The following is a 22,846-nucleotide window of genomic DNA, read 5'->3' as shown; positions in this document are numbered from 1 at the left end:
CCGCAGTCCTTGTTTAACGCTATGAACGATTAATCCAGCAGATAATGCAGCATTTTTTTTGGATCTTCTAGAAAATGGCGTGTCACTATATAATGCTCCGTATCTTCATAGAGCGTCTTCTTTAATGCTCCTTCTGCTAATACATAAATATCCGCATTCGGGTAGGCCATCAGCATGGGAGAATGCGTAGCAATGATAAATTGCGAGTGTTGATTCACCAATTCATGCATTCTCGCCAGCATCGTCATTAATTTAGAAGGGGACAAAGCTGCCTCAGGTTCATCCAAAATATAGAGTCCGTTTCCGCGGAAACGATGCAACATCAATGAAAGAAAGCTCTCGCCATGCGATTGTTCATGAAGAGAACGCCCACCATACTGCTCTAAAAACAATGGATCGCCAATCTCATCAATATTTGATGCAAGATTATAGAAACTTTCCGCTCTCAGAAAAAAAACATCTCTCGGACGGTCAATACCTTTTACAACACGCATCGCTCTATACAAATTCGAATGTGTGTCACTCGTAGCAAAATTGAAATTTTTCGAGCCGCCCTCGGGATTATAGCCGCTACTTACAGCTAATGCCTCCAAGATTGTAGATTTTCCTGTCCCATTCTCTCCAACGAAAAAAGTTACTTTCTTACGAAACTCAAACGTATCCAAATGACGCAATACCGGAATTTTTGACAGATAGCTTTCAGAGTATGCTGGTGCAGCATGGTCGATACGAAATCCCCGGATAAAAAGATTTTTAGCCATTTTAAAATCCCTTCCCCGAACAAAGCGCGATTTCACTCTTCCTGACGTTCTTTGATTTTGCCATGATTATCACCGATCTATAATTAGCATTCCAAATATAGTTCGCCGATCTTATTAGAAGTTCATACGATCCCCGTCATTGGACGTCAGGATACGATAAAGTTCAGGACGACGATCACGGAAAATGCCCCATTCAAAACGTTGCTCCTGAAGCTGATCAAGATCAAATTCTGCAACTAACGTTGTTTCACTTGTTCGATCCGCCTCACAGATCTTGTTCCCCTGCGGGCCGGCGATAAATGAAGATCCGTAAAAGGTAATCTGAGAATCTTCATCCGCTTCGGTGCCGATTCGGTTCGAAGCAATAACTGGGATGAGATTAGATGCTGCATGTCCAAGCATACAGGTCTGCCAGTGCTCTTTTGAATCAATAGTAGCGTCATAGGGCTCTGAACCAATAGCAGTCGGATAGAAAAGCAGTTCCGCTCCCATCAGAGTCATGCATCTAGCCGATTCTGGAAACCATTGATCCCAGCAGATACCGACGCCGAATTTACCATAGCGGGTGTCCCACACTTTAAATCCGGTATCCCCCGGGTTAAAATAAAATTTTTCTTCATAACCCGGACCATCCGGAATATGACTTTTCCTGTATGTGCCCAGCACAGTTCCATCTGCATCAATCATCGCCAAAGCATTGTATAGGGCATTGTTTTTCCGTTCATAAAAACTGAGCGGGAGCACGACGCCAAGCTCACGGGCAATCTTCTTGAAATGTGCGATCGCCTGGTTTTCTTCAACTGATTTTGCCAGAGCGTAATAGTCCGTTTTCTCTTTTTGGCAAAAATACGGTGTTTCGAATAACTCCTGAAGAAGAATCACTTGCGCCCCTTGAGACGCCGCTTTACGAACAAGGGCTTCTGCTTTGCGGAGATTCTCATCGATTACCCATGTACAGCTCATTTGCGTTGCCGCGACTTTAACTTTTCTCATGATGTGATCTCCTTTTCTTTTTCCATAGCCGGCATTTGCTGCGTAGAACAATGCACATTGCCGCCTTCGCGAATAATTGCCATTCCATCAACGGTACGGATCGTCCGATCGGGAAAAATCTCGGCAAGAATAGCTGATGCCTGCTTGTCCGTTTCTTCCGCGTCTCCCCCAAATACAGGCAAGATAATGCCGTGATTCACAAAATAAAAGTTCAAATAGCTCAGCGTCAGCCGATCACCATGATGATCACGTTTTGGAGGTTGAGGAATGCGAATAATCTCAAGCTTTCGTCCTGATGCGTCAACTGCATTTTCTAAACGCCTGATATTTTCCTGAGTGATTTGGGCATTCTCATCATCCGGATCGTCACACACTTGGATGATGACCTTTCCGGGTGCGGCAAAGCATGCGATATTGTCTACATGACCATCCGTCTCATCGCCTGACAATCCTTTCTTCAGCCAAATCACTTTTTCTATATTTAAATACTGCTTAAGTTTCTCTTCAATTTGTACGCGATCCATCTCCGGATTCCGGTTTGGGTTGAGCAAGCATTGCTCCGTTGTGATCAGGCTTCCTTCTCCATCCACATGAAAAGAGCCGCCTTCCATCACTAGAGGCGCATCAAAGCGGCGAATCTGCAGTTTGTCTAGGATAGCTGGTGCTACCGCGTCATCAAGGTCCCAAGGTTCATATTTCTCACCCCAAGCATTAAATCGCCAGTTGATGCCTGCCAAATGGCCTTGAGAATCCTGAAGAAAAGTTGGTCCGTTATCTCGTATCCAAGAATCATTGTGCGGAATGGATATGATTTCAACCGGATGGTTTATCGGATTGATGAATGCTTGAACGGTTGACTGTTCACCTGAATTGACAAGTACCGTCACCGGCTCAAATTCCGTGATGGCATGAACGAAGCTTGCATAGCCACGACAAACACGTTCATAATCCTCCGGAAAACACATAGAATTGCGGATCGGCCATGATATAAATGTACGCTCATGGTTCTGCCATTCCGCAGGCATTTTATAGTTCAATTCTCTAGGATTCATCGGATACCTCACAATCTTTGTCTTACTTGTACAAGTTATGGCTGCTGCACTTATTGAGCGGAAGTCGTGAAGTCCCGTGTTTTTGTGAAAGGTTGTCCACTTCTATCCAGCTGTTTTTTTACGATCTTCTTAATAATTATATTATAAAAACGGTAAAACAAAAAAGGATTCTCTTTGTACCTGAAAGAGGTTGTCCATCTCTTACTCTCCATAGATCTTCGGAATGTACTAAATGGTTGTCGGGTATAGTGTTGAACAGATCGATTCATTCGATTACAAAGTTGTTGGCGAAGGCGTGGAGCGTTCATGCAAGCGTGGATTATGCAGTTTATGGAACAGCATGGGTATGTAGGCATTAAATTGATACAATCATATCCACGATCCACGTGACAGCACAGACCACGCCGAAAGTTGTATAGATCTGTCTCCAGGTTAACTCCCTTTTTTTCATGAACAAGATAAACAGGATCAGAATGACAACAAGAGAGATTGGATACCAAATTCCTTTTGCCCCCAGATCTAACTTTCCTAAGATCAAATACATGAAAAAACTCCTTCTACCATCTTTTTACAAATAGTATCGGGAGTTCAATTACCTTTCATGCATCAAGCCGTCATTTTTTCATTTTGGAGCAAAACATCTAGACACCGTCAATATTCATCCTGATACTGTCCGCGGTAAACACTGTTTTTACCACTTTTTTTTGCGCCATACAGTGCGTTGTCACAGGAAATATACAAATTTTCTATATCTGTATACCGGTCAGGCAAAAGCGTCAGAAGTCCGATACTGATGGTATAGTTCAAAGGTTTGTCTGGAAGATGAATTTCTGCGCCGGCAATTTCCGCCCTGATCCGTTCAGCAGATGCTGTGGATTGCTCCTCATCCAAGCCCGGCATTAATATTGCAAATTCATCGCCACCAAACCGGCTGAACAAATTGTCCGGTCCAATCTGGCGATAGATGCGCTTGGAAAGATCACGGAGTACCCGATCGCCTATATCATGCCCGTGCGTATCATTGATACATTTAAAACGGTCAACATCGAAAAGCAGGAAAGACACCTTTACCTTTTTTTTCGCATACTGATCGAGACATTGCTTCGTTTGTTCAAAAAATGCCCGGCGATTCAATGTCTTTGTTAAATCATCATAATTTGCCAGACGCACAAGTTCCTTGTCTGTCATCTCTTTAAGGAGCAAGATAAAGCCTGTACCACCTAAGATCATCGTAAGATTGATTGTAATAAAAACAAATCCATAGGCAAGTAGCACAGTGATCGGTCCTGGTTCCGATGAATGATTAATCAGTAAAGCGACGAGCGCTCGAATCAATAGAATGAGAATGATGAAAAGATACAGATAGCCCATCAAGCGCATCAGAAGAGACAGGTGTTTTCCGCGAATCATTCGTAATACCGGAACAACAAGCAGCGCGACAATGCCTATTGAAGCGAAGGCAACTCTGTAATTAAACTGATTATTAAAGAAAAGAATGAGATGAAAGCCGAGAATGTTCAAAATTGTAATCCACAGATAAAGAGTTCGAATCGATTTCGTGTAATAACGCAGCAGCTTCAGCAATGCAATGGATTCTATGGAATAGCCAATAAACAGAACACTATTAGCTAGTGATACTGCCGCGAAATCAAATGGCCCGCCGCGAAAGATCGCAATAATCCAAGCGATGGTCTGAATACATTTTGCGTAAAAAAAAGTATTTAATGTATCATCATCTTTGTGGTGCCACAAATAGGCACCAATCAGCATAACCGTGACTAAATTCCCGGTCACAAGGAAAGATAGAAACATTTTCACATCCAGCAGCACATTCACGACTCATCATCCTCATCCGTTAAAAAGCAAGATTGTGCATTCATTTTATCAAAAATCGTCCACTTATTATATAAATTGCAGAATTTTGGTGATAAAAAGCACACACCACATATACATCGGTAAAAATCAGTTGTTTATTAAACAAAGAAAACAGTTCTTTAGTCCTATGTTGTCCTCTCTTTTTGAATGCAAAATGCAGCCGTTTTACTTTTAACAGATGCAAATACGGAATTCGGTCGTTACTCATGATATTCCGGTCGTCGCTCATAACAATTCGGTCGTTAACGTTGATAATCCGATCGTTATTTCAAATATTCCGGTCGTTACTGAAAACAATCCGGTCGTTCCCCACTTTCCAACAATAAAAAACAGGTCCCCCCTGGGAACCCGAATTTTCGATGCTTATTCAATTCATTCGCTTGAATCTTGTTATTTCTCAGCTACTATTGCCGCCTCCATGTCAGATTGTGGTGAACTCTCCATTTTCACCGTTAGACCTGCGTTCACTGCTATATCTACTGTCTGCTTTATCCATGCTTCTGATTCATCGGGTAACAAGCCCTTTGCGAACCATTCACCGATTTGTTTACATGCCGTAGGATAGCCGAGTTCTGCTGACAAGATCAGAGGATGCAGTCCCTCGCTTTCATCCTTGGTGACCTCCACACCGCCAAATGTTCCGCTCATTCGGATTTGTGACAGTTCATAGATCGCTTCTGGATGATGCATCGAGGCGGCTTCTTCAATTAATGACAAGCCACGTTCCGGATTCTTTTCTACTTCAACACCGCTTCCAAAAGCCATTCCAACTCTGTATAGCGCGGGACCGAATTTTTGCGAGGCACTGCGGAACAGATAATCAAGAGCAGCCTGGTCGGTAAGATCCAAATCCGTTTGCTCTTTCTCTTGGCAGAGCAGCCAAATTTCATATTGCGCAGATGGGAGTGTCCCTGCGGCTTTATACAGCCACTGAAGCGCACGCTCCTGGTTAACCCGCTTATTTTTCAATGTTTTGTATCCACTTCGGTAATAATGATACAGGGCAAACTGGGCATCAGGATAACCGTTCACGGCTGCCGAGTTAAGCAAACGCTTCGCTTCGCCAAGATCCTGTGGCAAATAAACACCATCCAGAAGCACATTGGCCAATTGGTACATAGCCTGCGCATATCCATTTTTTGCGGCTACTTTCAGATAGTACACCGCTTGTTTGTGTTCCATGACCATTTCATTTCCATGTTCATATTTGTCCATGATCAGGATACACGCTTTGGGATTTCCGGAGTTTGCGAATGATCTAAGCAAGTGAAATGCCTTTTCTTTGTTTTTCTCGAATAGAATATCCTTGTAACGTCCTTCATAATAGGCTTCATATTGCTTCATTTGAGCATCCCAGTTATTCTTTTCTGCAGCCTTGTTCAAATAGGAAAGACCCTTTTGATTGTTCTTCTCAACATATTTTCCATCGATGTACAGATCTCCAAGACGTGACTCCGCTGCTGCCAAACCTTTGTCCGCCGCAACAATAAGCCATTTCAGTGCGTCTTCCCGCTCCATCAAAAACTCGTTTCCATGTTCATAATAATTCCACAGATCATACGATGCTTCCATACTGCCGTTTTCTGCCGCCGCGAGCAGCATTGAATATGCGATTTTTTTATTTCCCGGGATTGGCTGACCAAGACATGTACCACTATTATAGATCTGGAAAAGCAGGTAGTCCGCGAGCGGCTGCTTTTTCTCTGAAGCCTTCTTCAGAATGGCTATGTATTCTGCCACTTGTTCTTTAGAAATAAAGACAAAACTCTTCTCACATGCATTCGCCAGTGCACGGACCGCTCTTTCCAAGCCGTCTTCCGCCGCTAATCTTAGGTAAGAGAACGCCTGAGTTCTACTGTAGGAGGTCCCTTCCGGAGAACAGCTATATGCGTAGATCAGCCACCTGGCTTCCGCGCTTCCATCCTTTGCTAACTGTTCACATTTTTTTAATGCAGCTTCATTCGTAATTTGTTTCGGCAGATCTTCTTCCGAGGATTCTTTTTGTTCCATTGGGACAGCAGGCCGCTGAGCTACTTTTTGTTCAAGACGTGACGCCCATTTTTCTGCCTCATTTTTGTCCGACACGGAATAGCGTTCATTACCATATATGTCGCAAAGCTTCTTCACCGCATCTTGAGATCCAGCCTCTGCAAGTTCTTTGAGAAACTCGATGCTCATGCTAAGAACCTTGGCATTATCTTCATTCTTATCCATCCAGTATGTCATCTTTTCTAGGCGTACTTCAGCCGGAAGGTCGCTTTTCAAATAGGTAAGCATGTACTGATTAGAGAAGAAATCCAACTTTCCGGTCTGTGTCGCAAAAAAGTTCAGCAACTCATGGCTGAGCACTTCTCCGGTCACGGTGTCTTCCAGACTAACCCTTGCGGAAACTAAATCACCGTACTTAAATTGTGGAAAAACAGTGTAAGGAATAGCAAGCGTCATTTTATCCTTTCGCAGCGGTATGGCATAATCCAGTTCCCCAACTTCATTTTGAAATTCAGTACTTTCTGCATGATCCTGAACACGCAAAGGACGCTTGCCTGGCTCCTGATAGAATTGAACGCTGATCACGCGGTGGCGCCTCAGCTTTCGGTTGGCCAATTCTTCAGCAAACTGCAGATCAAGAATCAGTTTTGAATCATCTTCACCACTTACTAAATCCACTAAAATAGGGCTCACTAAATTCTCCATACTGTCTCTCCCTCATCATAACAATTTAACAGACTTCCGCGAATGATATGGTCTCTCATTTTTGGAGTTAACTTTTTCCTTGCAATACTATGTACCTGGGCATTAACGATTAATCAAGACGAAAAAATTTTCTGAGTTCTTGGATATCTCCATTTTAATTGGTAATTCATGTAAACACTATCCTACTTAAAGCCCCCTCTACATGTCCCATCTTATGATTGATTTCAAATATTAATTGGCCATATTATTGTTAAAAAACAGACCACACGAATGCGGTCTGCTTAAGAGCGGATGATCAATTTTATTTCGTTTGGTTCAAATTATATTTTGCAGAAGTGGTAATTTTATTAAAAGAGTTTAGAGAGGGAAATTCCGCTCATACTAACATCGGGAGGTGCACATAAACGATGCGACTACTGATGTTAGCAGGAATTCTGCTACTGACCCAACCACAAACAGCCACAGTTTCAGACGATCTGACGATCACGCAGCATGGCCAAACCATTGTCGAGGTCAATCGGTCGGATTATACATATCCTTTGGCGCAAATGATGAATCAAGAAAAATATAATCAGTTGATCAATAAGCTTGATCGCCAGGTATTTCAGGCACCGGTTAACGCCAGAATTGATGAACAAGGCGCTATCGTACCCGGAAAGACAGGGCACAAGCTTTATCGGAGCGTGTTTAAAGACCGCTTTTATCGCTATTATTTTGGTCATGGTCCTGCTAAAGTACAGGTGCCTTTAATTGATGTTTATCCTAAAGTTGACGGCGAGCTGCTTGCCAACATCCGCGAACAAAAAATCAGCCAATATGTCACTTTTTTTAATTCAGGAAATAAGAGCCGCGCGCATAACATTGATTTGGCCGCGAAAGCGCTCGACAGTCACGTTGTCTTCCCAAATGAAACTTTTTCTTTTAATCAAACGGTTGGGATGAGAACCAAGGAAAAAGGCTATCGCTCTGCACCAATTATTGTCCGCGGAGAATTTTCCGAAGGTGTAGGCGGTGGCGTCTGCCAAGTATCCTCCACATTATTTAACGCGGCCGATCGTGCAGGACTGAAGATTGTGGAACGTTATTCCCACAGCAGGCGCGTTGCCTATGTCCCTTCCGGGCGCGATGCCACCGTCAGCTGGTACGGACCCGATTTTCGTTTCAAGAACACCTATAACCAGCCAATTCTGATTCGCGCTCATAAATATGGGGGCAGCATCGCTTTCGCCATTTATTCTTCCGATATGATCAACGTCGCGCCGCGTAAAATCCCTAATGCTTCAACCCATTTGCCGAAGGAGATCAAGAAAGATGAAGATATTCGTTCAAGCGTACCGTAAAAGGCGCTCTTTTATTTGTTATCTCAATCTAATAAGCATTCGCCACAAAAAACCAAGGCAAACCAACACTAATATTGAAAAAACTCCGATCATCGGCCATGTATTAGAAGCGAGATACATCATGGAAACAGCCATCAAAGAAATGATGTTGATTACCGTCATGATTGCGAAAACGAGCATCATTGGCGCTAAAAGATAGCCGAGTGATTGTTTTTTCATCAACATGATCGCGGAAAGAACCATCAGCGGCAAATAAAACGAGAAATCCAGCACATGAACCGGATTCGTCAGCAGTCCATCCTTCACAAGGTTCTCAGGAACCGTATTTCTTAATACAGCGGGTAGTGAATCCGACAGCCACAGTAATGCAAACAAGGCGGCGATCACGATTAGTAATATACCTACAGATTTTACGGCCACCTTATCCGTGAACCAGCGTTTGAAATCAATATTTCCATACTGTTTGAAAAAATAGAGGACAGAGTAAATCGACAAACCAAGAATGGCGCAATAAACGTGGAACAAAAAGTTGAAATGAACAGCAAACGTATAAATCACAAAAGAGTAGATGTTGGTGATCATCACGCCGATCCAGATCATAATTCCTGCCCTGCTGCCTCTCGATGCGAAAAAAGCCGACAAAATTAATGCAGGAACCACAACAAACAGATTTGAAAGATCTTGCCCAATCGTTTGAGACAGCCAGTCGGTTGTCTCTTTTAAGTAAAGGCTTGGGTAGAAAATGCCGATGCAACTAGAGATCGTCATCAGTATAACAATTGGAATGGTGAAAAAGATGAATTTTTAATCTGTTTTCGTCATTGTTCTTGCTCCTCCTGATCCATCGCATTCATGTTCGTCATTACCTTTTGCATCACTTTTCTTGCAGTACTCAGGTCCTCTTTACTCACATTTTTGAACAATGCTTGTGTAAATTCACTTCCTTCTTCTCTCAGCTTTCCCCAGAAATCAAAGCTGCGTTCCGTCAGTTTGAGCCTCGTCACACGTGCATCATTTTTATCTTTTTCTAGGATCAATAGTCCCTTCTGCTCCAGCTTCAAAGCAATTTGTTTCACATTTTGATGGGAGCTGCCCATTGCTTTTGCCGCCTCTTTAATTGTCGGGGGCTCATCAAACAAATTGTCGATGACAATGGACAAAAACCATTGCTTCGTGGTCACATCAAATGCTTTGAATTCCCGCTGAAGCAGCGTATCAATTCGGTTTGCTGCGACAAAAATAAAACCAAATAAAAATTGCTGATCAGACATCACATCTAGTTTATTCACACTTATTCCCCACACCATAAAAGTAATGTATTACCTATTTGGATAATACATTACCTATTTAGGTAATGTCAAACTTTATCCTACATTTGCAATTTAATTTAGATAGATCGTGTCATATAAAACAGTTTGCATTTGCCGGTGCATTTCCCAAATATTACAGTCCTGATTGCTCAAAATCACGATCGAGACATCCGTTTCCGGGTAATAAGAGAGCATTGCTGCCACGCCGTCGTTCATACCATCCTTGCGTACACAAAAAATCTTCTGATCAAAGGCGACAAACTCAAAGCCGTATCCCATAGTGATTGTCGCATTCAGTTCAGGCTTCCACCTTGTGAACGGCTTTGCGAATGAACAATGCGGCTGAAACAGCACTTCTGTATATTTTGGAGATAAGAGTTTACCAGCTTTTAGTGAGCGCAAAAATTTATCAAGATCCTCTACCGTGGAATAAATACCACCGTCCGGGGCCCCAATCGGAGGATACGAGTAGATATTCTTTTTCCATCCTGTAATATGGCCATCTTCATCTTCGATGGCTGTGTATCCTTCCGCAGTGTTCCCATTTACTTCGTCCATAGTGCAGAATCGTGTGTTGTTCAGTTCGCAAGGTTTGACAATGTTTTCAATAACGAACTTGCGATAGTCCATGCCGGACAATTTCTCGATTGCTAGCCCCAGCAAAACAAAGGCACAATTGTTGTAGCGCACATTCGTCCCTGCTTTGAATAGAGGCTTTTTATGGACAAATTGAGGAAGCAAATCAGCAGTATTACGAATTGAATAATTAGGCTTGTCTACAAACAAATCCGCATAATTCTCGCCCGCTTCTTCATCGGCGTCATCGGCAATACCGGACGTATGTGTCAACAAATGCTCAATCGTTACATCAGTCGGAATCTCTGTCCCTTCAAGATCGATCACTTCAGTGATTTTATCATCAAGATTCAGCGCCCCTTGCTCCACAAGCATCAAAACGGCAGTCGCCGTAAACACCTTGGTTACCGATGCCGTATCAAATTTCGTATCCAATCGATTGAGCACTTGAAACCCGCGATGCGCAAATCCATAGGCACCCGAAAAAAGAACCTCATCACCTTTTTTCACAAGGCAGGTACCGGAAAAATCATGGTTCTGGTAAAAGTTGTCAGCTATTTTTTGGTATTGTGTGTTCATATTGACTCCTATCGGGATTTATTCCCATTTGCTTTTTACTTTATTTTTTTAATCTAAACCAGTTATTCTTTTGAAGGAGCAGATATCTAAAGTTATCGATAGGGCTCAATCGTCCTGAAATACAGTCTGTAAAAATGTTCTTCTCATAGGTTGTTCCGCCTTCCAGATAACAGGAAACCGCGAAATCAATTACATTGGTGGCAATAATCAACAGCAGATTCATCCTGATGATCGTCAAAAGGCATACCCTATTTTTGTTTTTCCATTCATTGTGTATAATAAAGATAGTAAGAGCGTAAAATAGAACCGCCCGATGTGACGGCAATCATATCGGACGGCTTGAGTCAGGCAATATCCGCATATAGCGAAATCAATGCTTTAACTAAATCATTTTGAAATGATCCGTCTTAGCCTGTACGAGGATATGAGACGGATCACTTTTTGTTTCTTGACAGCATCAGCACCAACATTCCGAAAGATATCATGAGTGTCAGTACTTGAAATGTTGTCATAAGCGCCACCCCCAATCTTCAGGGTGTCACCGATCCGCTCATATACTTCATTTATCACCTATCCAAATTATAACAGATTAGTAGAATCACTTTGTACTTTCGTGGTAAACGCCTGAGTCATCAATCCGGATTCTCATATCCATTTTTAAACACCCGGTCAATTTGAGCTCTATCGTAATCTAATAGCCAATCATTGTATTTGTTATAAACTTCTCTAATGGTCTCTGGAGAGGCAGCGATTATATCACAGCCCCGGTCATCATAGACATGAAGGATCGTTTTTCTGTTGATGTTTATGAAATACACTCGATGAAAAATGCTTGGCCGTATACCCATATTCTGGTTACAGATTGCTTTTAACAATGAAATGTATTTGAAATCAGATGTTTTACATTTTAGAATAAATCTATGTGTTTTATATGTTCCCTCCTCATCATCTTCTGGGAAAATATAAGGGATTGTTTTATGGTTTAACCGATACAAAACGGATTTTTCCTTCACATACCGTGAAAAGACTTTCAATTTACACCCAAGCATTTGTCTTCTTGAATACCTGTCTGCATCAACTATGATATATAGATCATCATTTTTCTCATGCAATGCCTTAAATAAAGTTATTGCTCTACGATAAACTCCTTGTAAATAGCGACTATTCTCATAAGCATCTTCAATGGTATAGTTCACACCTAATTCAAATCGGATACCAACTTTCCATCGATAAAACAAAGGCGGTCTCAGTGTAAAGTTTGGGAAGGTTTCGCGCATATAATCATTAAAGTGCATTTCCGCACCCTCTTCTGTTGTTTTATTTTATCTACATTAATGATACATATGCTCGCAAAAGCTTGAATAAAGAGCTTACGATTTTCCGCAACTTTTTCAAGTATAATATTAGATGCGATTGGAAAGAAATCAAACATACCGACCGTGAGGGAGCAATGTCCATGCACCGAAAATCTTTGTTGAAACTTAATCTGTTCAGCTGTCTCTATGGTTTTCTATTGTTTGTGCTGACATTCATGATCTTTCAGCCTTACAGGGCAGCAACGATTTTGAATATTTCTGTGGACACGGTCTCTAAAGGATTCTTTTTTGTTGCCATTTTGGCCGCTGTGATCTATATGTCTTTCATGTCCCGTTTTGCCAGACAAAGACCCACTGACCGGAAAGCGGCATTAGCAATTGCACTGTATGCGGTGATTTGGTTCCCATATTGGCTGCTGTTTGTGTTGATCGCTTTTTATTTGTTTCGCTGATGTTGATTCACCGTTTGATTACACCTTGATCTACAACAATCTCTTTCTTTCCATTTGACCGAGTGCACTATATAATAGAGTAAAAGGTTGACTGTTAGCGTACACTAATAAAGCCATCAATGCTGGTAACACTGATGGCAAGCATGGCAACATCCGCAATGAGCGGACAACATGCATGATAAGTAAATCGAATTTGAAAAATGATCCACTTCAGCCACTGCGATGGCATATGAGGCGGATCATTTTCTTTCTTTGAACGACAGTATTGCTATAACGAGCCCCGCAAATGAAATTGAGCATTAATGCTTGGTACACTGTCATTGGCAGTACCTCCAATCCGAAGGTGTCACTGCCATCCGCTCATATGCCGGATTGCCATAATAAGAGTATACAAGATCAGATCATATGTTCGCAATGAAATTCATCTTCCCTTTTGCATAGGATAATTAGATTTTATCAATTAAAATTAAAAGAGGTGAACGCTCAAACAATGCAACCGAATTGGAGGTTAAATCGTGACAGAAAAACTCATTGGGAAAAAAGAAGTCAGCACTTTTGAATTGTTTTATGATTTGATCTTCGCCTATGCGATCAGCCGAATGACCGAAGTGCTACATCTGGTCAGCAATCATACCATCCCTATCATTAACTTGGCTGAGTACCTGATGATGATGCTGGTTTTCTGGACCATCTGGACATATCAGACAGTGTATGCCAATCGTTTTATGAAAGAGAATCTCAGCAACGCTTTGTTTTTAATCTTTGATATGTTTTGGGTCGTTGTTCTGTCACAGTCGATTAATGAGGATTTTGAATCCACCCATTTTGCGTTTGCAGGATCAACTTCGGTTCTATTATTAAGTATCGCTTTTCAGTATTTTCTTCAGATGAAACGTTCGAATGCGGCAGAGGTCAGAAAACTTACTTTACACCTCTCTGTATTACTGACATTGGCTGGTTTGCTCGGATTTGTGACTGTATTTCCCGGCTTAGGATCCTATTCGATCCGATTCACCATTTATGCCGTGTCAATCTTTGCCGTCGCTTTTCTGCCGCTGTTCATGAAACAGACACTGACAAATTTTTCAACACAATTTGATCATTTGACCGAACGCTATTCTCTATTCACATTGTTATTATTTGGCGAAGCAGTGATTGCCATTGCACAAACCGTTAACATCCATCATTTAAAGGTAGAGAGTGTACTCTATTTTATAGTCATTGCATTGCTGTTTGCTATTTATATAATTAACTATGAATTCGGAATTAACCGGAGAACAAGTACTGCCGGGCTGGTTCTGATTCATCTACATTATTTTATTTTTGTCGGGATTAACCTGATGACAGCACTACTGGAACTGTTCATTCTACACGAACTAAACACGATTTTCTTTGTCATCATGTTTGATATAAGTGCAATGATCTTCGTTTACTCATTGTTAGCGCTATTGGCTGCTTATCCGAAAAAGAATACACGGCTTACGATTAATGAATTCACTGCAATTTCAGTATTGAATGTGATATGGGTTGTCGTGAGCATTTTGTTTAGAAATCATTCATTGATTTTTTTAGGAACGCTAACGTTTATCTTGGTTTTACTAGCTGTGTACTGGTGGCGAATCGTTCTGCAAGCTTCACAAATAAAAAGATAAACTCGCGAATAAGTGAGCTTATCTTTTTTTAATGCGGTGATTGTTCGAGATGATCCTTTCATTTTCCACAGATCACACACTCGGCACTACCCTCGATGCCACTGCTTCTCTTCAAAAGAAAGAATTTACAAAATCTTTACCTTTATCCTCAACGTATCTGTTTCCCGCTAAGTTATAATTCATTTAGAAAATACTGGGAAAGTTCAGGTACAACAGCCTATGAACAATACAGCAGTCAATGAGTTGGATAAGATTATCGGCGAGCGTCAGATCAAAACCGTATTTCAGCCGATTGTTTCATTGCGTGACGGAGAAATTCATGGTTTTGAAGCTTTGAGCAGGGTCACTTGTCCTTCACTGCTGTCCAATCCGGAGCAACTGTTTCAGACGGCTCTCGCATACAATCGTATTTGGGATCTCGATGATTTATGCCGTTCTACTGCTTTGCACACAATTCGTGAGCAAAGCAGCTTTTCCAAAAATCATCACTTATTTCTGAACATCAATCCTAATATTATGAAAAATGATCAATTCAGTTTTTATTTTACAAGGCAGTACTTGGAACAATTTGGGATTAAACCGAATCAAATCGTCTTTGAAATCACTGAGCGAGATTCCGTTACAGATATGGAACGTTTCAAAAATACAATTCTTCATTTTAAATCGAATGGTTTCCGAATTGCGATCGATGACGCGGGCGCGATGTACTCCGGGTTGAACTTAATTACCGACACGCAACCGCATTATATTAAGCTGGACCGGCGCCTCATTCAGGGAATCGATCTTGGTAAACTGAATTTCGCTTTAGTCAAAGGATTGGCTGAATTCTGCCGTATTTCTAATATTTTTCTGATTGCTGAAGGGGTAGAAACGCAATCGGAATTGCACTGCCTGATGGATCTTGGTGTGCCATTTGCACAAGGCTACTTTCTCCGAAAACCAGCAGAGCAATTACATGAAATCGATGACGGAATCAAGAAAATCATAACCGACTTTCATAAAAGCAAGCATAATGTATTTGGCAATCCAAGTGCGAACAGCTACATAGCAAATATTTGCACGCCGACTGAGACGATATCAATGGGCATGAGGGTGGAGCGTGTCCTCGATAAATTGAAAGCAGATCCGGACTCAATTGGCTTCTGTGTCGTCAAAGATGGCCGCGTTAAGGGCATTGTGACCAAACTGCATGTCACATTGAATATAAGCGGTCGATATGGATTCAGCCTCTATCAGCATCAGCCGATCGCCCAGCTTATGGATTCGGATTTCATCTCGGTAGATTACCGGATGCCTATTAATGAAGTCTCTAAGATCGCGATGTCTCGCGCTCAGGAGAAGTTGTATGATTTCATCGTGGTGACAAAGAATGACAAATATTTGGGTACGGTAACGATTAAAGATCTTCTCCAAAAAACAACTGAAATCGAAGTCATCAAAGCAAAATATGAGAATCCATTGACCGGCCTGCCGGGTAATCTTGTGATTGAACAGAAGATGAAGCAGTATCTTCTAGAAAAAAAGACATTCGGCATCCTCTATTTGGATATTAATCATTTCAAAGAATACAATGATGTCTACGGTTTTGAGAATGGAGATCGGGTTATAAAGCTATTGGCAGACATTCTCGTTTCGTATCTCCCCCTCGGCCAGTTTGTCGGACATGTCGGCGGCGATGATTTTGTCGCCATTTTGAACTCAGAAGATCTGCACTACTACTGTGAGCAAGTCAGCAATGAATTTCAGCGAAAAGTGCTGCATCATTATTCACCGCAAGATTTAGAAAAAGGTTATATTATTGCCGAAAATCGCTTAGGCATCACCGAGAAGTTTTCTATTGTTTCTGTTTCTATTGCCGGTATTTACAGTCAATGCCTTAATGGTACAAATATGATTGAACTGACGGAAAAGCTGGCGAGATTAAAAAAGAAATCAAAACGTCAGAAGGAGAGCAACTATTTATTGATTGAGATGTAAATGATTATTGACTGATCACCCATGTTCCGGATACATTTTCTCAACCTTTTGATCAATCATGGACAAAAAGCGTTGAATGACCTGATTAAACTGTTCATACTGGTGCATTGGAATTTGGTGAAACGCTTTATCGATATAAATGATTTCGGTCTTGGTTAGAGGATCAAAATATTTTTTATGCTTGCTGATAAATTTGTCCCATGTCCCGTAAAGAATCCACATAGGCAGCTGATTCAATTGCGGCAATTGTTTCGAATAGTCCGCTTTAAGCCCTGCTTTGTACAAATCCAACACCGCATGAGCATTTGCTTTCCGGCCATATTGGGATAATGTCAGTTTATCTTCTTTAGTGATATTATGGCTCTTAGCTAGTAGGTTGCTTAAGACATTTTGGCCATTCGTTTTCATCATAAAGATACCCAACTGAAATTCCATGAACAGAATCTGTGAAGCGACACATGGAAACCCTCCTGACAGAATAAGACCGCCAGTTTGATCGGTGAACGATAACGCATAAGCAAGCGCAATAAGGCCAGCACTTGAGTAACCAACAAGAATCGGCTGATTTAGGTGAAGTCCTTGAATGAGGGCTCTTAGATCATCGACATGATCTGTGATTACTTGATCAAGAGAAAGAGAAGGGTGATACCCACTTTTTCCATGCCCCCTTTGGTCGTATAAAATAACCTGGGCATGTTCGGATAAAACCTTTTGATAACGAAAAACCACATGTCCCATTAATGGAGGGTGAATGAAGATGATCGGTCTTCCCGTTCCGTAACTTTCATAATACAATTGGATCCCTTTTGGTGTATTAACGTATGGCATGGCGTCGTAATCCCCCGTGTGATGTTCATGGTTGCAAACCTTTACTTAGATTTCTATTTTGTTCCAAAACCTCTTCTTTATGCACTGTTAAGCCTGTCGCACAGAGCAATCTCTTTCTTTTTTTAGCGTGCTGAGTGGCTAATCCGGTCGTTATTTAGTGTAATTCGGTCGTCGTTAGCTTTAATCCGGTCGTTATTAACGGTAATCCGGTCGTCGATCGAAATAATCCGATCGTCACAGCAAATAATTCGGTCGTCATGATGTTTGCAGTTTCTCTTCAGATTAACGAGAAGTAAGCTACGCATTGATCTCAAAAAATCTTTTTTCTTCAAACTGTATCGCTTAAAAAAACTGTTCATTCGTTCTATGATAAATATGGAAGGGCTTACCACCCGACAATTTTCAATGGAGGGATTCATCTTGAAGCAAATCGCAATTGGTCCAGAGAAGAAATTAGGGTCTGCTGTTGTTCAAGGTTGTATGCGTATCACTGACATGTCTGAGGAAGAGGTAGACCGATTGATCAAAACCGATCTTGAAAATGGGGTCACTTTTTTTGATCATGCAGATGTGTACAGTAATGGAGCTTGTGAAGCATTGTTCGGCAAAGTGCTGGCAAAACAACCTGGGCTTCGTGACAAAATCACGCTGCAGTCAAAATGCGGCATTGTACGCGGAGAAGTTAACGGAAACAAGGCTTTTGATTTCTCAAAGGAGCACCTGCTTGAGACCGTCAATGCCAGCCTGAAACGCCTGCAAACCGATCATCTCGACTACCTGCTTCTTCACAGGCCTGACGCTTTAGTAGAACCTGAAGAAGTAGCAGAAGCATTCGATGAATTGTATTCGGAAGGCAAAGTGCTGCACTTCGGTGTCAGCAACCAGAATCCATATCAAATTGAGCTGCTGAAGAAAACAGTACGCCAACCGCTTGAAATCAACCAGCTGCAATTCAGCATCATGGCAACAGGTATGGTTGATGCAGGAATCAATGTTAATATGACGGTTGACGGTGCAACCGTACGTGACAGCAGCATTCTGGACTATTGCCGTCTCAATGATGTGACAATTCAAGCATGGTCCCCGTTCCAATACGGCTTTTTCGAAGGCGTCTTTCTAGACAATCCGAAGTTTCCTGAACTAAATAAGAAAATCGATGAAATCGCTGCGAAGTACGGCGTAAGCAACAATGCCATTGCTGTGGCTTGGATTCTTCGCCACCCAGCGGAAATGCAAGTCATCCTTGGCACCACGAATGTGTCGCGCGTAGTCGAATCAGCCAAAGGTGCGGATGTTACGCTTACCCGCCAGGAATGGTACGACATCTACCAGGCAGCTGGTAACAAGCTTCCGTGATTAATCTCTAAATAGATAGAAACAAGACCGGATTTGCGATCCGGTCTTGTTTTTTTTCTGTGCACGATTTTAACTACTGTAATTTTCCTTAATTATTGATAGAAAACGAAAGAGTTCAAGTGAGAGAAGTAACCCGCTAACCCAAACCGCCCCAAACACGTACCCTGCAAATAAGTCACTAGGATTAATGTTGAAAATACTGATCCCGCTAATCGAATAACCGAGCAACAGGCTCACGAACACGAGGAACTCAATCATGCTGATCAAATAATTTGTCTGATGGCGTACTAACATCATCACAAAATAGCCATAACAAATAAGAACCATCATCGATTGCTCATCGGGAAAATTAGCACTTACATAGCTGCCGGTCAGCATAAAATGTAACAACCAGCGAACACCGTTTGTAAAAAGAAAACCTCCCGTTAATGTCAGGGCTAAGAACAGCAGTTCAAGCCATTTATTCTTGTTGTTGATCAGAATTGTTACCGCTGTAAAAACAAGAACAACACTCAGCACCGTCCATGAAGACAAACCATAGACATGATTCATCGTTGATTGCCACCGAGAATTGAAAAGAAAGAAAACAATCGATCTGGAAATCTTGTCAAAAGGATCGAATTCATTGCTAACGAAATCCTGTATCATTCCGAACATTAATGTAACGAGTGAAATAAAGGAAGCAAGAATTAAGAAAATAAAAAATTTGATTTTCAAAAAACTTTTGTACCGCTTAAAGATGGACTGGAAAAGGAGCAGAAGTGACTCCTTGATATACCGTCGGTTCGTTTTTATGACAAGATAACACAGTCCAGCAAGAACAAGGAAAATGCTGGCTAAGACGAGCCATTTTTTTATTTCTCCCTGATACTTGTCCCATTCCGGGCCTAATACATAACCAAGCAAGATAAAGGTACTGGTCCAGAGAAATACACCAATATAAGAAAAGATGCAGAAGGAGCGGAATGGCAGACGGATTACCCCGGAAATAATGCTTGCAAGATGCCTGATGCCGGGAATGAAGAACGAGAAGACTAAAAGCACCTTCCCATATTTCCCATACCATCTTGATATTCGCTCCATTTTTTCAGGCCCCATGTGAATATAACGGCCAAACTTATGAAAAAAAGGCGCACCAAGCTTATAGCCGATCCAATAGGAGATTGTGGCGCCTAGAATTCCTCCGGTACCTGCTGTTAACAAAGACAGAACAAGGTTTATCTTCCCATGAAACGCTAAGATTCCCACATAGCTTAAAAGCGCTTCGTTGGGAATAGGGATACAAATCAGTTCAAGCATTAACGCCAAAAAAAGAGTGATGTAACTATAGTCGTGAAGCAATTGAATTAACCCACTCATTTCAGGTTCCTCCGCAATAGCAACAGCTTTTTAATCTTCACGTTATTTCCCAATTGTCGGTTTAGATAAACATCTTCGAAACAATTTCAACGTGACAAAGTAATCTATAAGAGTCTGTTCGAAAAGGAGGACAAAAAGGACCAAGAAGGTCAAGGAAACGCAGCTTTGAGCACCAGAGCGTACTTCTACAGGATGTAGTGACTTCGACGTTACTCACAGGACGTAAGTGTCGTTAGTCGAAGATCCTCTGTAATACGTGAGGAGCGGAAAAGCAAGTTGACACAGAGATTCGCTGGTAATTTTTCCCGGACTTTTCGAACACCCTCTATTATTATTCGTCTGCAATTATTGCGCCCTGTCTTTAATTACATTCAGCATCATTGACCAGCCTTCACTATTCTCCTCAAAGAAACGAATTTGGTCGCTTTCCGGTGCATCGAGATGAGCGAACCCGCTTTCCGTGACCTTCAGCTGAGTCCCTCCATTTTCTGGGGTCAAACTGAATTCTACTAAGGTTGAGTTACCCGCTTTCGGTTCTTCTCCCGGATACGAGCTGGCCCAGCGACAAGCGATACTGCTCGGCGCGTTTGTTGTTTCGATCAATACAGGAAAACGTCCATACTTACACTCAGCCACTACTCGATTGCCATCAATCGTTATATGATCCGGACCGTTCTCGCCTACCCACCAAGCGGGGGCACTGACGAATTCCCAGACTTTCTGCACTGGCGCATCAATGAAGATTTCTTGTTCAATCGTATTGTGTTCCATGGGTCAATTCCCCCTGTGTTCTTATGTTTAAGCATAAGTTATAGCACCAGAAGAATAAGCGCAACTTTAACGCTTTCCTTACTTTGCTCTTTTTAATCGCTTATTAAAACCAAAGCGAAATTTCGTCTCTGTAATCATCATTGTACTGCTTAAAATGATCACGAGTCCCACTAATGTCCCAACAGTTATTTTTTCACTTAATAACAGGATACCCCATAATACGCCATATAATGGAACGAGCAAAGTAACGCTTAACGTCTTTGTTGGTCCGACGGTTCGGATCAGATAAAAATAAATGAGATAGCCAATCGATGTTGATAGAATAGCTAAGCAAAGCACCGAAACCAGAACCGGAACATTCATCATCTGAAAACGATCAATTGATGGCAGGCTAAAAGGAATGAGAACAAGTCCGGCCGCAAGCTGTTGTCCGATCGAAAGCATTAAAGCCGGCTCTCCAGTAAAACGTATTTTCGCGTATACGCCGCCAATTCCGTAGCACAGAGATGCGAGCAGCGAGAAGAAAATGGATAAAATAACGATTGGCGAATGACCGAGGTGGCCCCAGCCGGCAAGGATCGCAACCCCGCAGATACCAAGGCCAATACTGATGATTTTTCCGGCCAACAGCTTTTCTTTAAGCCACACAACACCAGCAATCAGTGCGAAAAGCGGTGTGGTCGCGTTAAGAATGGAAGACACCGAGGCAGTCAGGTGCAGTTCCGCCGTCGCAATCAGTGTAAATGGGATCGCCGCGTTGATCGCACCGAGTAGAATATATTGCTTCCACTTCTGTCTAAAGTCAGGCAGCTGCCGAATGAACCATGCATAAAGCAAGAGGGCAAGTCCTGCTAGGATGACACGCATGTCTATTAATAGAAAAGGTCCCAATACTGGAACAGCGACACGCATAAATAGAAAAGAGCCTCCCCATAGAGCACCGAGAAGATTGAGTAACATAAAATTTTTAAAGCTCATAACTTCACCCCTGTTTTCTTTTCTCAATCATAGAATGAGGGTATAATATGAGTCAAATTAATTTTGATCATATTGATTATGAGGCGATCTCATGAATATTTCTCAGCTTCAAATATTGGCTGCCATTGTTGATACAGGATCTTTTACCCAAGCAGGCACTCTTCTCGATAGAACACAATCCGGCATTAGTCATTCCTTGTCGGCTTTGGAGAAGGAATTAGGTGCTTCTTTGCTCATTCGAGAACAAGGAAAGGTTATACTAACTGAAAGCGGTGAACATGTACTTGCACACGCCCGGGAAATTATTTATCACTTCGACTGTATTCTTAATGAAGCAGAAACATTGGTAAATCTGGAATCAGGAAAAATCCGTCTCGGCTGTTTTCCTAGCGCATCAAGACAGGTATTGCCGAAAATCCTGGCAGCATTCCAGAAAAAACACCCAAAAATAGAAGCTGTCCTTTTCGAGGGCACAGATCAAGAAGTTTTAGAGTGGCTGGACAGCCATGTTGTGGACATCGCGTTTGCCGCCTTGCCGCAGCCTATTTTCGAGACAGTACCATTATGCGCGGATCAATGGCTGGCCGTACTCCCCGCCAACCATCGCTTTTCCAGATGTTCTCAAATCCGAATTCAGGACATTGCACATGAACCTTTTATTATGTCAAAGGGAGGCTGTGAACCGATGATCCTGCAAATATTTAAGGAACAAGAATGCAAACCTGAGGTTAACTACTCTATTGAAGATATGACCACACTAATAGCAATGGTCAAGGAAGAGATCGGATGGACAATTGTACCCGAAAAAGCGCTGCCTGAACAATTAAAGGGAATCGTGACAATCCCGCTCGTTCCCATTGTTCACCGCAGAATTGGTCTGGCTGTTCCATCAATCAAAACTGCCTCACCCGCTGTGCAGGCGTTCATCCGTGAAGCTGAAAAAATTTATCCATTGCCAAATCATTAATGGTCAAAGA

At 42.0% G+C, this 22,846-nt stretch carries 23 protein-coding genes; 6 read left to right on the top strand and 17 right to left on the bottom strand.

Annotation, left to right across the window (positions count from 1 at the left end):
* Nucleotides 1–29: 29 nt before the first annotated feature.
* The 6 genes from P343_RS30230 to P343_RS30205 form a co-directional block, all read right to left on the bottom strand.
* Nucleotides 30–761 (bottom strand): AAA family ATPase, encoded by a 732-nt coding sequence (locus tag P343_RS30230; RefSeq protein ID WP_023510596.1) that lies wholly within the window; start codon nucleotides 759–761, stop codon nucleotides 30–32.
* 114 nt (nucleotides 762–875) lie between these two features.
* Complete coding sequence (gene aguB / locus P343_RS30225; protein ID WP_023510595.1) at nucleotides 876–1,754, bottom strand: N-carbamoylputrescine amidase; 879 nt, start codon at nucleotides 1,752–1,754, stop codon at nucleotides 876–878.
* Complete coding sequence (locus P343_RS30220) at nucleotides 1,751–2,806, bottom strand: agmatine deiminase family protein (RefSeq protein ID WP_023510594.1); 1,056 nt, start codon at nucleotides 2,804–2,806, stop codon at nucleotides 1,751–1,753. The genes aguB and P343_RS30220 overlap by 4 nt, the downstream gene beginning before the upstream one ends.
* Nucleotides 2,807–3,161: 355 nt before the next feature.
* Nucleotides 3,162–3,350 (bottom strand): hypothetical protein, encoded by a 189-nt coding sequence (locus P343_RS30215; protein ID WP_023510593.1) that lies wholly within the window; start codon nucleotides 3,348–3,350, stop codon nucleotides 3,162–3,164.
* Nucleotides 3,351–3,457: 107 nt separating this feature from the next.
* Entirely contained in the window at nucleotides 3,458–4,642 is a 1,185-nt protein-coding gene (locus P343_RS30210) for a GGDEF domain-containing protein (RefSeq protein WP_023510592.1), read from the bottom strand.
* 429 nt (nucleotides 4,643–5,071) lie between these two features.
* On the bottom strand, nucleotides 5,072–7,375 hold the full coding sequence (locus tag P343_RS30205) for a tetratricopeptide repeat protein (protein WP_023510591.1): 2,304 nt from the start codon (nucleotides 7,373–7,375) through the stop codon (nucleotides 5,072–5,074).
* A gap of 407 nt (nucleotides 7,376–7,782) precedes the next feature.
* Between P343_RS30205 and P343_RS30200 the strand changes: the two genes are divergently transcribed.
* Entirely contained in the window at nucleotides 7,783–8,715 is a 933-nt protein-coding gene (locus P343_RS30200; protein ID WP_023510590.1) for a VanW family protein, read from the top strand.
* Between the two features lie 18 nt (nucleotides 8,716–8,733).
* On the opposite strand, the gene P343_RS30195 is transcribed toward P343_RS30200, so the two are convergent.
* From P343_RS30195 to P343_RS30175, 5 genes are all read right to left on the bottom strand, one after another.
* Nucleotides 8,734–9,483, bottom strand: coding sequence for a hypothetical protein (locus P343_RS30195; protein WP_201767683.1), 750 nt, complete (start codon nucleotides 9,481–9,483; stop codon nucleotides 8,734–8,736).
* Between the two features lie 50 nt (nucleotides 9,484–9,533).
* Nucleotides 9,534–10,004 (bottom strand): MarR family winged helix-turn-helix transcriptional regulator, encoded by a 471-nt coding sequence (locus tag P343_RS30190; protein WP_023510589.1) that lies wholly within the window; start codon nucleotides 10,002–10,004, stop codon nucleotides 9,534–9,536.
* Between the two features lie 93 nt (nucleotides 10,005–10,097).
* Nucleotides 10,098–11,180, bottom strand: coding sequence for a serine hydrolase domain-containing protein (locus P343_RS30185; protein WP_023510588.1), 1,083 nt, complete (start codon nucleotides 11,178–11,180; stop codon nucleotides 10,098–10,100).
* A 434-nt stretch (nucleotides 11,181–11,614) separates the two neighbouring features.
* On the bottom strand, nucleotides 11,615–11,692 hold the full coding sequence (locus P343_RS37805) for a putative holin-like toxin (protein ID WP_370646115.1): 78 nt from the start codon (nucleotides 11,690–11,692) through the stop codon (nucleotides 11,615–11,617).
* Nucleotides 11,693–11,812: 120 nt separating this feature from the next.
* Entirely contained in the window at nucleotides 11,813–12,475 is a 663-nt protein-coding gene (locus tag P343_RS30175; RefSeq protein ID WP_023510586.1) for a DUF3885 domain-containing protein, read from the bottom strand.
* Between the two features lie 161 nt (nucleotides 12,476–12,636).
* Between P343_RS30175 and P343_RS30170 the strand changes: the two genes are divergently transcribed.
* Nucleotides 12,637–12,948 carry a hypothetical protein gene (locus P343_RS30170; protein WP_023510585.1) on the top strand — a complete coding sequence of 104 codons (312 nt, stop codon included), beginning with the start codon at nucleotides 12,637–12,639 and terminating at the stop codon, nucleotides 12,946–12,948.
* Between the two features lie 94 nt (nucleotides 12,949–13,042).
* On the opposite strand, the gene P343_RS37625 is transcribed toward P343_RS30170, so the two are convergent.
* On the bottom strand, nucleotides 13,043–13,177 hold the full coding sequence (locus P343_RS37625) for a hypothetical protein (protein ID WP_269077911.1): 135 nt from the start codon (nucleotides 13,175–13,177) through the stop codon (nucleotides 13,043–13,045).
* Between the two features lie 286 nt (nucleotides 13,178–13,463).
* Here P343_RS37625 and P343_RS30165 point away from each other — a divergent pair, with 286 nt between their 5' ends.
* Both P343_RS30165 and P343_RS30160 read left to right on the top strand, forming a co-directional pair.
* Entirely contained in the window at nucleotides 13,464–14,600 is a 1,137-nt protein-coding gene (locus P343_RS30165) for a low temperature requirement protein A (protein WP_023510584.1), read from the top strand.
* A 219-nt stretch (nucleotides 14,601–14,819) separates the two neighbouring features.
* On the top strand, nucleotides 14,820–16,577 hold the full coding sequence (locus P343_RS30160) for a GGDEF domain-containing protein (RefSeq protein WP_023510583.1): 1,758 nt from the start codon (nucleotides 14,820–14,822) through the stop codon (nucleotides 16,575–16,577).
* Between the two features lie 15 nt (nucleotides 16,578–16,592).
* On the opposite strand, the gene P343_RS30155 is transcribed toward P343_RS30160, so the two are convergent.
* Together P343_RS30155 and P343_RS36960 are read right to left on the bottom strand one after the other, a co-directional pair.
* A complete protein-coding gene (locus P343_RS30155; protein ID WP_023510582.1) occupies nucleotides 16,593–17,405 on the bottom strand; it encodes an alpha/beta fold hydrolase in 813 nt (270 codons plus the stop codon).
* Between the two features lie 122 nt (nucleotides 17,406–17,527).
* Entirely contained in the window at nucleotides 17,528–17,710 is a 183-nt protein-coding gene (locus P343_RS36960) for a hypothetical protein (protein WP_152525290.1), read from the bottom strand.
* A gap of 115 nt (nucleotides 17,711–17,825) precedes the next feature.
* Between P343_RS36960 and P343_RS30150 the strand changes: the two genes are divergently transcribed.
* Nucleotides 17,826–18,761 carry an aldo/keto reductase gene (locus P343_RS30150; RefSeq protein WP_023510581.1) on the top strand — a complete coding sequence of 312 codons (936 nt, stop codon included), beginning with the start codon at nucleotides 17,826–17,828 and terminating at the stop codon, nucleotides 18,759–18,761.
* A gap of 69 nt (nucleotides 18,762–18,830) precedes the next feature.
* Here P343_RS30150 and P343_RS30145 read toward each other — a convergent pair whose 3' ends face one another.
* The 3 genes from P343_RS30145 to P343_RS30135 all read right to left on the bottom strand — a co-directional run bounded on the left by P343_RS30145 (nucleotide 18,831) and on the right by P343_RS30135 (nucleotide 21,869).
* The gene (locus tag P343_RS30145) at nucleotides 18,831–20,120 is read right to left on the bottom strand and encodes a DedA family protein (protein ID WP_023510580.1); all 1,290 of its coding nucleotides are present in this window, start codon (nucleotides 20,118–20,120) and stop codon (nucleotides 18,831–18,833) included.
* Nucleotides 20,121–20,465: 345 nt separating this feature from the next.
* The gene (locus P343_RS30140) at nucleotides 20,466–20,891 is read right to left on the bottom strand and encodes an SRPBCC domain-containing protein (RefSeq protein WP_023510579.1); all 426 of its coding nucleotides are present in this window, start codon (nucleotides 20,889–20,891) and stop codon (nucleotides 20,466–20,468) included.
* Between the two features lie 78 nt (nucleotides 20,892–20,969).
* Nucleotides 20,970–21,869: a DMT family transporter gene (locus P343_RS30135; RefSeq protein ID WP_023510578.1), complete on the bottom strand. Its 900-nt coding sequence runs from the start codon at nucleotides 21,867–21,869 to the stop codon at nucleotides 20,970–20,972.
* A gap of 91 nt (nucleotides 21,870–21,960) precedes the next feature.
* Between P343_RS30135 and P343_RS30130 the strand changes: the two genes are divergently transcribed.
* Nucleotides 21,961–22,836, top strand: a complete 876-nt coding sequence (locus P343_RS30130; RefSeq protein WP_023510577.1) for a LysR family transcriptional regulator — start codon at nucleotides 21,961–21,963, stop codon at nucleotides 22,834–22,836.
* Nucleotides 22,837–22,846 lie beyond the last annotated feature (10 nt).

The sequence above is a fragment of the Sporolactobacillus laevolacticus DSM 442 genome (assembly GCF_000497245.1).
Classification (GTDB): domain Bacteria; phylum Bacillota; class Bacilli; order Bacillales; family Sporolactobacillaceae; genus Sporolactobacillus; species Sporolactobacillus laevolacticus.
Note: the sequence above shows the minus strand (reverse complement) of the source record. Positions and strands in the feature narration are given on the sequence as shown.

What these genes read in the sequence shown, in the direction of transcription:
- P343_RS30140 (WP_023510579.1), bottom strand. Translation starts at nt 20,891, where the DNA reads ATGGAACACAATACGATTGAACAAGAAATCTTCATTGATGCGCCAGTG.
- P343_RS30185 (WP_023510588.1), bottom strand. Translation starts at nt 11,180, where the DNA reads ATGAACACACAATACCAAAAAATAGCTGACAACTTTTACCAGAACCAT.
- P343_RS30215 (WP_023510593.1), bottom strand. Translation starts at nt 3,350, where the DNA reads ATGTATTTGATCTTAGGAAAGTTAGATCTGGGGGCAAAAGGAATTTGG.
- P343_RS30130 (WP_023510577.1), top strand. Translation starts at nt 21,961, where the DNA reads ATGAATATTTCTCAGCTTCAAATATTGGCTGCCATTGTTGATACAGGA.
- P343_RS30220 (WP_023510594.1), bottom strand. Translation starts at nt 2,806, where the DNA reads ATGAATCCTAGAGAATTGAACTATAAAATGCCTGCGGAATGGCAGAAC.
- P343_RS30170 (WP_023510585.1), top strand. Translation starts at nt 12,637, where the DNA reads ATGCACCGAAAATCTTTGTTGAAACTTAATCTGTTCAGCTGTCTCTAT.
- P343_RS30160 (WP_023510583.1), top strand. Translation starts at nt 14,820, where the DNA reads ATGAACAATACAGCAGTCAATGAGTTGGATAAGATTATCGGCGAGCGT.
- P343_RS30155 (WP_023510582.1), bottom strand. Translation starts at nt 17,405, where the DNA reads ATGCCATACGTTAATACACCAAAAGGGATCCAATTGTATTATGAAAGT.
- P343_RS30230 (WP_023510596.1), bottom strand. Translation starts at nt 761, where the DNA reads ATGGCTAAAAATCTTTTTATCCGGGGATTTCGTATCGACCATGCTGCA.
- P343_RS37805 (WP_370646115.1), bottom strand. Translation starts at nt 11,692, where the DNA reads ATGACAACATTTCAAGTACTGACACTCATGATATCTTTCGGAATGTTG.
- P343_RS30145 (WP_023510580.1), bottom strand. Translation starts at nt 20,120, where the DNA reads ATGAGTGGGTTAATTCAATTGCTTCACGACTATAGTTACATCACTCTT.
- P343_RS30205 (WP_023510591.1), bottom strand. Translation starts at nt 7,375, where the DNA reads ATGGAGAATTTAGTGAGCCCTATTTTAGTGGATTTAGTAAGTGGTGAA.
- P343_RS30175 (WP_023510586.1), bottom strand. Translation starts at nt 12,475, where the DNA reads ATGCACTTTAATGATTATATGCGCGAAACCTTCCCAAACTTTACACTG.
- P343_RS30135 (WP_023510578.1), bottom strand. Translation starts at nt 21,869, where the DNA reads ATGAGCTTTAAAAATTTTATGTTACTCAATCTTCTCGGTGCTCTATGG.
- P343_RS30200 (WP_023510590.1), top strand. Translation starts at nt 7,783, where the DNA reads ATGCGACTACTGATGTTAGCAGGAATTCTGCTACTGACCCAACCACAA.
- P343_RS36960 (WP_152525290.1), bottom strand. Translation starts at nt 17,710, where the DNA reads ATGCGTAGCTTACTTCTCGTTAATCTGAAGAGAAACTGCAAACATCAT.
- P343_RS37625 (WP_269077911.1), bottom strand. Translation starts at nt 13,177, where the DNA reads ATGCCATCGCAGTGGCTGAAGTGGATCATTTTTCAAATTCGATTTACT.
- aguB (WP_023510595.1), bottom strand. Translation starts at nt 1,754, where the DNA reads ATGAGAAAAGTTAAAGTCGCGGCAACGCAAATGAGCTGTACATGGGTA.
- P343_RS30195 (WP_201767683.1), bottom strand. Translation starts at nt 9,483, where the DNA reads ATGACGATCTCTAGTTGCATCGGCATTTTCTACCCAAGCCTTTACTTA.